Raw genomic sequence first — 12,331 nt, 5'->3', positions numbered from 1 at the left:
CGGTGGACGCATGGCGCGAACATAGCCGGATCGCGCGGCCGCTCAAGCCGACAAACGTCAGGAGACGAGTGGCGTTTCGGAAAGGAGCCGCTTGGCTGCCGCACGAGCCTCGTCGGTGATGGTCGCGCCGGAAAGCATTCGGGCGATTTCTTCCTGCCGTGCGCCGTGATCCATGGCGGCGACGCGCGTCGCGACGCCGTCGGCATTGCCGGATTTGGAGATGAGATAGTGCGTCGAGGCGCGGGCGGCGACCTGCGGCGCGTGGGTGACGGACAGAACCTGAACACGTTGCGACAGGCGCGCAAGCCGAGCGCCGATGGCATCCGCCACCGCACCGCCGACACCGGTATCGATCTCGTCGAAGACGAGCGTCGGGGCCGAGCCGCGATCGGCAAGCGCGACCTTCAGCGCCAGAAGGAAGCGCGACAGCTCGCCGCCGGACGCGACCTTCATGATCGGGCCTGCGCGGGTGCCGGGATTGGTGCGTACCCAGAACTCGATCAGGTCGATGCCTTGCTCGCGGCGATCAGCCGGATCGGCCTTGATCTCGACGATGAACTCGGCACGTTCCAGTTTCAGTGCGGGCAGTTCCCGCATCACCGCGCTGGTGAGGAGATCGGCGGTGCCGGCGCGCAACTCGGACAAGTGCAGCGCCTTCTGGTCGTAGGCGTCGCGGGCATCGCGCGCCTCCTTTTCCAACCCCTTCAGACGTTCCTCGCCGGCGTCGAGGTCGGCAAGGTCGGCCAGCATCGTGTCGCGCAGTTCGGCGAGATCGTCGACGCTGACGGAATGCTTGCGGGCGAGCGCGCGCAGCGCGAAGAGCCGCTCCTCGGCGCGTTCGAGCACCTGCGGATCGAACTCGATGGCGCGCAACGCCTCATCGACAGCGGTCTGCGCGGCGTCCAGAGAGATCAGCGCCTCGTCGAGCGGCTTGATGATCGGATCAAGGAGCGCGGACGCTTCCTCTGCCTTGCGCTGGAGGCGGCGAAGCAAGCTCGCCAGTTGCGGCACGGCGGAGCCCTGCCCCGACAGGACGTCGAGCGCGTCGTTGATCTCGGTTGCGATCTTTTCGGAACGCATCATGTCGGCGCGCTGCTCGGCGAGCTGCGTTTCCTCGCCCGGCTGTGGGTCGAGCTTGCCGAGCTCGTCCACCGAGGCGCGCAGGTAATCGGCCTCGCGCGCGGCGGCTTCCACCTTGGCGCGGTGGCGATTGAGGAGGTTTTCGCTTTCGCGCCAGTGCCTGTGTGCGCGCGCGACGCTCAGCGCCTCGCCGACATGACCGCCAAAGGCGTCGAGCAGGTCGCGATGGGCGGAGACGTCGACCAGCGCTCGGTCGTCGTGCTGGCCATGGATCTCGACCAGCGCGCGGCCGACTTCGCGCAGGAGCGTGACAGAGGCGGGCTGGTCGTTGATGAAGACGCGGCTGCGCCCGTCGCCGGTCTGGATGCGGCGCAGGATGATGTCGCCCTCGTCCTCGACGCCGTTGTCGCGCAGGAGATCACGGGCGGAATGGCCGGCAGGCACGTCGAAGACGGCGGTGACGTTGCCCTGCGCCGCACCATGACGCACCAGCGAGGCATCGCCGCGTGCGCCGAGCGCCAGCGAGAGCGAATCGAGAAGGATGGATTTGCCCGCGCCGGTCTCGCCCGTCAGGACGGAAAGGCCGGTGCGGAAGTCGATGTCGAGCCGTTCGATCAGAACGATATCGCGGATCGACAGATGTGCGAGCATTCAGGCGATGCCGTCAGCTTCCGAGGATGGCCGCACCGGCACGCGAAATCCACGAGCCCGCATTCTCGCGCGGCTCCAGGCCACCCGACTGCAAGAGGGCGTAGGAGTCAGCGTACCATTGGCTGTCCGGGTAGTTATGGCCGAGGACGGCCGCGGCCGTCTGCGCCTCGGATGCGAGGCCCATCGCGTAATAGGCTTCGGTCAGGCGCGCGAGCGCTTCCTCGACATGGCGCGTATTGCCATATTGCTCGACCACGGTGCGGAACCGCTTGACGGCGGCAACATACTCGCGGCGCTCGAGATAGTAGCGGCCGACCTGCATCTCCTTGCCGGCGAGCTGATCGCGGGCGTAGCGGATCTTGGCGTTGGCGTCCTCGACATATTCGGATTCGGGCCAACGCTGGACGACGGCTTCCATCGCCTCGACCGTGCGGCGGGCATCGCTCTGGTCCTGCGTGACGTCCTTGATCTGGCGCCAGTAGGACAGGCCGACGATATACTGCGCATATGCCGCCTCGGGGTCGCTCGGATAGAGCTGGACATAGCGTTGCGCGGCGTTGATCGCCTCCTGGTAGTTGCCCTGGCGGTACTGCGTGAACGCACCCATCACCATCGAACGGCGGGCATATTCCGAATAGGGATGCTGGCGGTCGACCGCCTCGAACTTCTTCGAGGCCTCCGAGAGACGCCCGGCTTCCAGGTTGGCGAGGCCCTGATTGTAGAGCGCATCGGCAGGCTCCACGCTCTCGACATAGCTGGCGAGATTCATGTCGTCATCGGTCGACGCGCAGGCCGACAGCAAGAGAGGCAGCGCGATTACGGGTGCGAGCAGGGCCAGCGACGTGGCACGCCGGGACGGGCGCTGCGAGCGTTCAAGCGTAACGATGGGCATTGCCCCTCCGGCAAAAATCTTTATGGCAACAGGCCAGCGTTAGAGCATAAGGACCCGCCGGCAGCAACGCTATGGGAACGCAATCGCGCAATTTTGTGGCAGAGCCGCCGCAATCCACAAGGCTTGCGTCAAAGCCGCTCGAAGGCTTCGGGCGTGGCAAGGAGCGCCGAGAGCGCCCCCGCGTTCAGCTTGTGCCCGCCGCGGAACGAGCGATAGCAGCCGATAACGGCCAGGCCGCCGACGGCTATGTCGCCCACCGCATCGAGCGCCTTGTGGCGCACGAATTCGTCGGCGAAGCGCAGGCCTCCGGGATTGACGACGCGATCGTCCTCGCCGATCACGACGGAATTTTCCAGCGAGGAGCCAAGCGCGAGCCCCGCCGCCCACAACCGCTCGACGTCGCGCATGAAGCCGAAAGTGCGCGCCGGCGCGACCTCTCGGGCATAAGTCTCGGGTTCGAGGTCGAAAGCGATCTTCTGCCGGCCGATGGCTGGTGACGGGAACTCGATCTCGACCTCGAAGCGCGCGCGCTCATGCGGAACGAATTCCGCCCAAGCGGCACCATTCTCGATGCGAACGGGCGCGATGACGCGGATCGCATCGACAGTCCGGTCCTGCTGCACGATGCCCGCTTTCTGGAAAGCGGTGACGAACTCGATTGCGCTGCCGTCGAGGATCGGGACCTCGGTGCCCGAGATCGCGATTTCGACATTGTCGATGGCGCTGCCGGCAAGCGCGCTCATCAGGTGTTCGACGGTCGAGACGTGAAAGCCCTTCGGGTCGCCGATGAGCGTCGACAGATCGGTCGAGGCTACCGTTTCGGGCCGCACGCGAACACCGCCCTCTCCCGACGCGGAAACGAAGCAGATCCCGGCTCCGGCCTCGACAGGGCGCAGTTCGAGCCGCGCCGCCTTCCCGGAATGAACGCCGATACCCTCGATCGCAAGTTCGCGGGCGAGCGTCGTCTGTCGTCGAAGTTCCATGTCACCATCCGCAAATTTGCGGCGGAACATAGCCGGATCGCCGGCATGAACAAGAAGGCGAATGCAAAAGCGGGCCCACAAGGGGCCCGCTCGAAGCATTTCAGGATCGAAAGAGATCAGTTCGCCTGGCGGCGCAGGAAGGCCGGAATCTCGAGCTGGTCGTCTTCCTGGACCTGGCGCGGCTGGACAGCAAGGCGACCATGGTCATCGAGCTGACCGCGGCGCGGTGCGTACTGCTGCGCTTCCGCGCTCGGCGCGCGGCGCTGTTCGGGAGCAGGCGCTGCCGGCTGCTGACGCAGCTTGGGCTCGCGAGGCTGGGCCGGCTGGAGACGCGCCGGCTCTTCCTCGCGGCGCGACAGACCATTGGTCAGACGCTTGAGCAAGCCCATCGGACCGCGATCTTCGTGCGCTTCCTGCGGCGCGGCGCGGGTCAGTTCGGCCTGGACGATCGGCGGAAAGTCCTCGACGCGCGGCATCCGCGGCTGGACGGGCGCCTGCGCAACCGGCTGCTGGGCAACGGGCTGCGGCGCGACCTGCTGCGCCGGGGCTGGCGCGGCATGCTGGACCGGAGCTTCGACCTGGCGCACTGGCTCCGAGAAGAGTCGGCTCTGCGGACGGAATTCGTCCTGCGGGGCAGCCGGGCGAAGCTGGGCGGCTTCGGCGTCGGCCTGGCGGATCGCTTCTGCCACCGGGTCGACTGGCGCGCCAGCGACGGGCTGCATTTCCACGGAGCGCGGTGCGGCCGGGCGCAACTCGGCGGCAGGCGCGGCCTGCGGCTGCGGCGCACGATCGACGGGCTTGGCCATCGGGCGGTTCATGATCGGCGGGGCCGAGATATCGGCGGACGCCTTGTCGATGCCCGTGGCGACGACCGACACGCGGATGACGCCTTCCAGTTCCTCGTCGAAGGTCGCGCCGAGGATGATGTTGGCGTCCGAATCCACTTCCTCGCGGATGCGGGTCGCAGCTTCATCGACTTCGAACAGGGTCAGGTCGCGGCCGCCGGTGATCGAGATCAGGAGGCCCTTGGCACCCTTCATCGAGGTTTCGTCGAGGAGCGGGTTGGCGATCGCCGCTTCCGCGGCGGCCTGCGCACGGCCCTCGCCCGAAGCTTCGCCGGTGCCCATCATCGCCTTGCCCATCTCGCGCATGACCGAACGCACGTCGGCGAAGTCGAGATTGATCAGGCCTTCCTTGACCATCAGGTCGGTGATGCAGGCAACGCCCGAGTAAAGCACCTGGTCGGCCATCGCGAACGCGTCGGCGAAGGTGGTCTTGTCATTGGCGATCCGGAACAGGTTCTGGTTCGGAATGACGATCAACGTGTCGACGCATTTCTGCAGCTCTTCGATACCGAGATCGGCCGTGCGCATGCGGCGCTGGCCTTCGAAGTGGAAGGGCTTGGTGACGACGCCGACCGTCAGGATGCCCTTTTCACGCGCCGCGCGGGCGACGACGGGAGCTGCACCCGTGCCCGTGCCGCCGCCCATGCCGGCGGTGACGAAGCACATATGCGTATTGGACAGGTGGTCGAGGATTTCGTCGATGCATTCCTCGGCGGCCGCGCGGCCGACTTCGGGCTGCGAACCGGCACCCAGGCCCTCGGTCACGTTCGCGCCGAGCTGGATGAGGCGCTCGGCCTTGGTCATGGTCAGCGCCTGCGCATCGGTGTTCGCAACGACGAACTCGACGCCGCGCAGTCCGGCCGTGATCATGTTGTTGACCGCATTGCCGCCGCCGCCGCCGACACCGAACACGGTGATTCGCGGCTTCAATTCGGTGATGTCCGGCTTTTGCAGATTGATTGTCATTTCCGTCGTCCTTTTTTCGCCTGTCCTGCCGCGTCGCCGCTGCGGCCGCCGTGGGTCAAAACCCCGTCAAACTCAAAAACTATCTCGTAACCACTGGCTTACTCGTTGGAATCGTCCGCCCGTCCCGGTGGCCTGCCAGCGCAGTCCGCCACCCCGTCTTAGCTGACTTTCCAGTTCCGAAACTTGCGGGTAGATCAACAGGCCCGCAGAAGTTGAAAATGCCGGGCCCTTGGCCGCTTCCGGCAGCCCGCTGACGCCGAGCGGGCGCCCGAGCCGCACATTGCGGCCCAGAACCCGACGTGCCGCCTCGGCCATGCCGGTCAACTGGCTCGCGCCGCCCGTCATCACGACCCTCTTGCCGACCACATTGCCGTAGCCCGACTTGTTGAGGCGATCGCGAACGATTTCCAGCGTCTCCTCGACGCGGGCGCGGATGATTCGGTTCATGACCGAGCGCGGCACCTGCAGCGGAACCTCGCCATCCTCGCCCATCGGGTTGATGGTGACGATGTCCCGGTCGTCGCCGCCGACGGCGAGCGCGGAACCGTGCATGACCTTCAGCCGCTCCGAATGCGAAAGTCGCGTCGAAAGGCCCTTGGCAAGGTCCATCGTGACATGCGTTCCGCCGATCGGCATCGCGTCGACATGGACCAGTTTGCCGTCGGCGAAGATGGCGAGCGTCGTCGTCCCGCCGCCCATGTCGATGCAGGCCGCGCCCATCTCCATCTCGTCCTCGACAAGAGAGGCGAGGCCGGAGGCGAAAGGCGTCGCGACGAAGCGCTCGACCGACAGATGAGAGCGGTTGATGCAAAGCTCGAGATTGCGCAAGGGGGCGGCATCGGCTGTCAGGACGTGCATGTCCACGCCGAGCGTATCGCCCACCATGCCGCGCGGATCGCGCACGCCGCGCTCCGCATCAAGCGAGAAGCCGATGGGCATCGAATGGACGACCTCGCGCTCGGCGCGCTGCACCTGCTTGGCGCCGGCGGCCAGAACGCGGGTGATGTCGCTCTCGTCGGCCTCGTGGCCGCCGAGATTGACGGTGGCGTTGAAAACGCGGCTCTTCAGCCGTCCCGCGGACGTATTGACGATGAGCGAATCGACCGTCAGCCCCGCCATGCGCTCGGCGGCATCCACCGCGAGGCGGATGGCCTGCTCGGCGCGGTCGAGATCAACGATGACGCCGGACTTGATGCCGAGCGACTTCTGGTGGCCGATGCCGAGGACGCGCGCCTGATGCGTTCGGCCGGGCAGCATGTCGCTCTGCTCGCGCGGTTGCAGCTTGGCGATGATGCAGCACACCTTGCTCGAACCGACGTCGAGAACGGTGACGATGCCGGAACGCTTGGCCTGCGTGGGCTTGCCGGTGGACAACCAGCTCATGTGCGCTTCTCCGGGACGTATTTCTTGCCGAGCCGCTCCTTGAGCATGGCTTCGCGCTGTTCCATTGCCGATTCCGTCAGCTTGAGCACCATGCGGCCGGCAAGGCGCATGTCGACCACGGTCACGTCGCGCGAGAAGAGCTCCTGCTCGCGATCCGCCTTGATGACGGCAGCGAGCGCCGCTTCGTATTCGCTCGCCGGCAGCTTGACCGTCGTGCCGTTGCGCAGCCGCAGATCCCAGCGCCGGTCGGCGACGCGGATATAGGCCCGCGTCTTCGAGGCGAGTTCGGGATAGGCGGCCATCGTCTTGAGGAAATGCGCCGCATGCTCCTCGGCGCCACGGCCGACGATGACCGGGAGCTCGGCATGCTGGCTACGCGCCAGGGGTGTGATGACGCGGCCGTCCTGCTCGATCACCCAAAGCCGGTTGCCGTTCTGCCAGACGGCGAAGGGCTGGCGCTCAACGAGCGTCACGGCGAGCGTGGCGGGATAGACCTTCTGGACGTCGACGCTTTCCACCCAGGGAAGCTGGGCGATGCGCTCGCGCGCTTCTGCGGCGCTGAAGCCGATCAGCGAGGTGAAGCCGTCGAGGCCGACCGATTGAAAGATGTCGATCTCGGACGTGAATCGGTTGCCGACGATCTCGATGTCTTCGATGGCAAAGCCGGTGCGCGCGGTGATCGACTGGACGACGCCCGGCATGTGACCGCCGAGCACGGTGCCGTAGACGACGGACGATCCGATCAGGAGCGCGCTCGCCATCAGAGCGGCGAAGCGCGGCGGCTCGACCTCGCCGGACGTCCAGCGATGGAGATGACGCGCAGGTCGACGCAAGAGGCGCGGCAAAACGAACGCGTCACGCGCCGACCAGGTCGACCGTCCGGCTCGATTTCCTAACGCAGGCACGATGCGTCCTCCACCATCCAACTCAACAACTCGCCGAAGCTGTGGCCGGCATGTTCGGCCAGTTCGGGCACAAGAGACGTCGGCGTCATGCCTGGCTGCGTGTTCACCTCCAGCCAGATGATCTCGCCGTTTTCGGAATGGCGGTCGTCGTAGCGGAAGTCAGATCGGGAGACGCCCCGGCAGCCGATTGCCTGATGTGCCTTGAGCGCGAGTGTCTGTATTTTTTGGTAAATATTCGGTGAAAGATTTGCCGGGCATTCGTGTTTTGAGCCGCCGGCAACGTATTTCGAGTCGTAATCGTAGAAGGAATGGCCAACCGGGATGATCTCGGTGACGCCGAGCGCGACATCGCCCATGACGGCGCAGGTCAATTCGCGGCCATGCACGAATCGCTCGACCATGACCGTGTCGCCGTAGCGCCAGTCGGCCGATCCGATGACCTGCGGCGGATGCGCCTGATCTTCCTTGACGATGACGACGCCGAAGCTCGACCCCTCATTGACAGGCTTGACCACGTAGGGCGGCTTCATCGGATGCTCGCGGCCGATCGAATGCCGGTTCATCACGCGGGATTCGGCCACAGGGATGCCAGCCACCTTGGCGACGCGCTTGGCCTGCTCCTTGTTCATGGCGAGAGCCGAGGCCAGCACGCCGGAATGGGTGTAGGGAATTTCGAGATATTCGAGGATGCCCTGGATCGTTCCATCCTCGCCGAAGGGACCATGCAGCGCGTTGAACGCGACGTCAGGCCGAAGTTCGGCGAGTACCGATGCAACGTTGCGATCGACGTCGACGCGCGTGACGCGATAGCCCTCGGCCTCCAGCGCATCGGCACACGGATTTCCGGAGGCCAGAGACACAGGCCGCTCGGAGGAGAATCCCCCCATCAAGACGGCTACGTGCTTTTGTACCATACCCGGAAATCCCCTCATTCATCGGGCCGAACCTGCGTCGACCAAGCCCCACGAGTCCGCAATCGGCAGGCACAAATTGCCTGCCGTCCCCTCACGCCTCATGCGTGGCCGACTCAAATCAGATAACGCCGCAAGGCCAAAGAATCAGATCGGAGATTCGGTGGCAAGGGCTTCGGATTCAGGGAAGATTATTTTTTATGAAGCGTTGTGATCGCGCATTCAGGAAACAGGTGCGGAACCTGCGAACGGCTCGACTTCATGGCCAGGTTTGGCCACGCCGAGACGCTTGATTTCCCATTCGAGGACGATGCCCGAATTCGCCGCGACACGGGCGCGTACGGTCTCGCCGAGAAGTTCCAGATCGTGCGCCGACGCATTGCCGGTGTTGATCATGAAATTGCAGTGGAGCGGCGACATCTGCGCGCCGCCGATCATCAGCCCGCGGCAGCCGGCCTTGTCGATTTCCTTCCACGCCGAGGAGCCTTCGGGGTTCTTGAAGGTCGACCCACCGGTCTTTTCCTTGACCGGCTGGACCGTCTCGCGATGGTGCTGGACCTCGTCCATCGCCGCCTGGATCACGGCCGCGTCCTCGCGATGGCCTTCGAGGAGCGCGCCTGTGAAGATCAGGTCGGGTGAAGCGGCGGAATGGCGATAGGCATAGCCCATCTCGGCATTGGACAGGACGTGGCGACTGCCGGTGCGGTCGATCGCATAGACGTCGACGACGCGTTCGCGCGTCTCGGTGCCGTTGGCGCCGGCATTCATGCGCAGCGCGCCACCGACGGCGCCGGGTATGCCGTGGTAGAAGGCAAATCCGCCGATGGTTGCGTCGAGCGCGGCCGCCGCAACGCGCTTGTCCGGCGCGGCCGCACCAGCGCGGATGCGCGTCTCATCCAGCACCTCGACCTGGCCGAAGCCCTTGGCCGAGAGGCGGATGACGACGCCGGGGATGCCGCCGTCGCGCACGAGGAGGTTGGAGCCGATGCCGACGACCAGAACGGGCACGTCAGCCGGCAGCAGCCTCAAGAACGCGGCGAGATCGTCCTCGTCGGCAGGCTGGAACAAGAGCTCGGCCGGCCCGCCGACGCGAAACCAGGTGATCGCTTCCATCGGCGCGTTTGGCGTCAGTCGCCCGCGGATTGCGGAAAGGTCGCCGAGCCGCGCGAGGAGCGCGCTGCCGTCGATCATGCTGCCGCCTCGAGCGAGCCGAGATCCTTCGGCAGGGCGTAGGCCCATTGCGTGATGTTGCCCGCTCCGAGGAAGACGACGAAATCGCCGGGTTGCACCAGCGCCTGAACGGCCGGCGCGATGGCCTCGGGGCCCTCCAGTAGCCGGGCGTCGCGGTGGCCGCCCGCCTTGATGCGCTCGACCAGCGACTCGGCGCTGACGCCCTCGATCGGCTCCTCGCCAGCCGCATAGACGGGAGCGATGAAGACCGTGTCGGCATCGTTGAAGCAGGAGGCGAAATCGTCGAAGAGATCGCGCAGGCGCGTGTAGCGGTGCGGCTGGGCGATCGCCACGATGCGGCCCTGGCACGCCTCGCGCGCGGCCCGCAGCACGGCCTTGATCTCGACCGGATGGTGGCCGTAATCGTCGAAGACCGAGGCGCCGTTCCATTCGCCCGTCAGCGTGAACCGGCGCTTGACGCCGCCGAAGGCGGACAGGCCCTTGCGGATCGCATCCGCGCCGAGGCCAAGCTCGTGCGCGACGGCGATGGCGGCCGTGGCGTTCGAGACGTTGTGACGGCCGGGCATCGGCAGGCGAAGCCCTTCGATGGTCAGCGTCGCGTCGCGCTTGCGATTGCGGATCATCACATCGAAGATCGACGATGCGCCGTCCATTCGGTGGTTGAAATAGCGCACGTCGGCCTGCGGATTCTCGCCATAGGTGATGACGCGGCGATCCTCGATGCGCGCGACGAGCTGCTGCACCTCGGGATGGTCGATGCACATCACGCCGAAGCCGTAGAACGGCACGTTCTCGACGAACTGGCGGAACGCCTCGCGGACTTTCTCGAACGAGCCGTAGTGGTCGAGATGTTCGGGATCGATATTTGTGACGACCGCGATCTCGGCCGGCAGCTTCAGGAAGGTGCCGTCGCTCTCGTCGGCCTCGACGACCATCCACTCGCCTTCGCCCATGCGGGCATTGGTGCCGTAGGCGTTGATGATTCCGCCATTGATCACGGTGGGGTCGAGCCCGCCGGCGTCGAGCAGCGTCGCCACCATCGACGTCGTCGTCGTCTTGCCATGCGTACCGCCGATGGCGACGGCCTGGCGGAACCGCATCAGTTCGGCGAGCATCTCGGCCCGGCGCACGATCGGCAGGAGCCTCTCGCGCGCGGCGGCGAGTTCGGGGTTGGACTTCTTGATCGCGGTCGACACGACGACGACCTCAGCCTGGCCGAGATTTTCGGCCCGGTGCCCGACGAAGCACTCGATGCCCTTCTCGCGCAGGCGCTGGACGTTCGCGCTGTCCGACTGATCGGAGCCCTGAACCTTGTAGCCAAGATTGTGCAGCACTTCCGCGATGCCGCTCATGCCGATGCCGCCGATGCCGATGAAATGCACCACGCCGATTGTCTGCGGCATTTTCATGGGGTGCCTCCTTCGATGAATTGCGTGACTGTCTGGCCCCCGGCAATAGCCTCCGCGAGGTCGGCAAGCAATGTCGCCGCGTTGGGTTTGCCGACGGAACGGGCCGATTGCGCCATCGTGGCGGCGCGGTCCGGGTCCGTCATGAAGCCTTCGATGAGCTCGGCGAGTCGTTCGGGCGAAAGCCCCGACTGCGGCTCAACCAGCGCGCCACCGGCCGCGGCAAGCGCGGCCGCGTTCGCCGCCTGGTCATGATCGAGCGCGTGGGGATAGGGAACGAGGATCGATGGCCGGCCGATCACCGCGAGTTCCGAAACGGTCGACGCGCCCGAGCGCGAGACGACGAGTTGCGCCGACGCGATGCGCTTGGCCATGTCCTTGAAGAAAGGCGAGACCTCAGCCTCGATGCCGAGCTCGGCATAGGCGGCCTTGACCGCAGCCTCGTCGTCGGGGCGCGCCTGCTGGGTGACCTTGAGCCGCGAATAAAGTTCGGCCGGCAGCGCGCGGATCGCGTCGGGCAGGGAGCTGGAGAAGAATTGCGCGCCCTGGCTGCCGCCAAAGACGAGAAGGTGGAAGGGATCGCTGCCACGCGACACTTCATAGGGCGTGGCGGACGCTTCGATGACCGAAGGGCGCACGGGGTTGCCGGTGACGACGATGCGGCTGTCCTTGCACGTTTCGAGGAACCCGCCGGCAATCGCCTTGGCGCGGGTCGCCAGCGCCTTGTTGGCGCGGCCCATGACGGCGTTCTGCTCGTGAATCATCGTCGGCACGCCGCGCCGGGTCGCTGCGTAGAGCGGCGGCAGCGTGGGATAGCCGCCAAAACCGATCACCGCCTTTGGCCGGATCGTCTCGATGATCTTGGAGGCCTGCCGTACGCCCGTCCAGAGCGCCCAAAAGGTGCGTGCGAGCGCGAGCGGGTTCTTCGATCCGATCGTGGCCGAATGGACCGGATGGACCTTGGCCGCGGGAAAGTCGCCCGCAAACCGCCCTGCCCGGTCGTCGGTCGCAAGATGGACGAGCCAGCCACGTGCGATCAGTTCGTGGGCGAGCGCTTCGGCGGGGAAGAGATGTCCCCCCGTGCCGCCCGCAGACAGGAGCATCAGGCCCTTGGTCAT

General features: G+C 66.0%; 10 protein-coding genes. All 10 read right to left on the bottom strand.

Features of this window, described 5'->3' with window-relative positions; genetic code table 11:
* Window positions 1-57: 57 nt before the first annotated feature.
* Entirely contained in the window at window positions 58-1,731 is a 1,674-nt protein-coding gene (gene recN / locus GTK01_RS13820) for a DNA repair protein RecN (protein WP_252926621.1), read from the bottom strand.
* Window positions 1,732-1,744: 13 nt separating this feature from the next.
* Window positions 1,745-2,623, bottom strand: coding sequence for an outer membrane protein assembly factor BamD (locus GTK01_RS13815; RefSeq protein ID WP_252926619.1), 879 nt, complete (start codon window positions 2,621-2,623; stop codon window positions 1,745-1,747).
* Window positions 2,624-2,751: 128 nt separating this feature from the next.
* Window positions 2,752-3,606 carry a UDP-3-O-acyl-N-acetylglucosamine deacetylase gene (gene lpxC / locus GTK01_RS13810; protein WP_252926617.1) on the bottom strand — a complete coding sequence of 285 codons (855 nt, stop codon included), beginning with the start codon at window positions 3,604-3,606 and terminating at the stop codon, window positions 2,752-2,754.
* Window positions 3,607-3,722: 116 nt separating this feature from the next.
* Complete coding sequence (ftsZ, locus tag GTK01_RS13805; protein ID WP_252926615.1) at window positions 3,723-5,417, bottom strand: cell division protein FtsZ; 1,695 nt, start codon at window positions 5,415-5,417, stop codon at window positions 3,723-3,725.
* A 72-nt stretch (window positions 5,418-5,489) separates the two neighbouring features.
* Window positions 5,490-6,800 (bottom strand): cell division protein FtsA, encoded by a 1,311-nt coding sequence (ftsA, locus tag GTK01_RS13800; protein WP_252926613.1) that lies wholly within the window; start codon window positions 6,798-6,800, stop codon window positions 5,490-5,492.
* Window positions 6,797-7,633, bottom strand: a complete 837-nt coding sequence (locus tag GTK01_RS13795; protein ID WP_252926611.1) for a cell division protein FtsQ/DivIB — start codon at window positions 7,631-7,633, stop codon at window positions 6,797-6,799. Before GTK01_RS13795 ends, ftsA begins: the two co-directional genes overlap by 4 nt.
* A gap of 59 nt (window positions 7,634-7,692) precedes the next feature.
* The gene (locus GTK01_RS13790) at window positions 7,693-8,619 is read right to left on the bottom strand and encodes a D-alanine--D-alanine ligase (RefSeq protein WP_252926607.1); all 927 of its coding nucleotides are present in this window, start codon (window positions 8,617-8,619) and stop codon (window positions 7,693-7,695) included.
* A 219-nt stretch (window positions 8,620-8,838) separates the two neighbouring features.
* Entirely contained in the window at window positions 8,839-9,807 is a 969-nt protein-coding gene (gene murB / locus GTK01_RS13785; RefSeq protein WP_252926599.1) for a UDP-N-acetylmuramate dehydrogenase, read from the bottom strand.
* A complete protein-coding gene (gene murC, locus GTK01_RS13780; RefSeq protein WP_252926597.1) occupies window positions 9,804-11,216 on the bottom strand; it encodes a UDP-N-acetylmuramate--L-alanine ligase in 1,413 nt (470 codons plus the stop codon). Before murC ends, murB begins: the two co-directional genes overlap by 4 nt.
* Complete coding sequence (gene murG, locus GTK01_RS13775) at window positions 11,213-12,331, bottom strand: undecaprenyldiphospho-muramoylpentapeptide beta-N-acetylglucosaminyltransferase (protein WP_252926589.1); 1,119 nt, start codon at window positions 12,329-12,331, stop codon at window positions 11,213-11,215. Before murG ends, murC begins: the two co-directional genes overlap by 4 nt.

Origin of the sequence: Aliihoeflea sp. 40Bstr573 (genome assembly GCF_024105655.1) — a bacterium.
Lineage (GTDB): Bacteria > Pseudomonadota > Alphaproteobacteria > Rhizobiales > Rhizobiaceae > Aliihoeflea.
The sequence above is the reverse complement of the archived record's forward strand: the minus strand, read 5'-3'. Positions and strand labels throughout refer to the sequence as shown.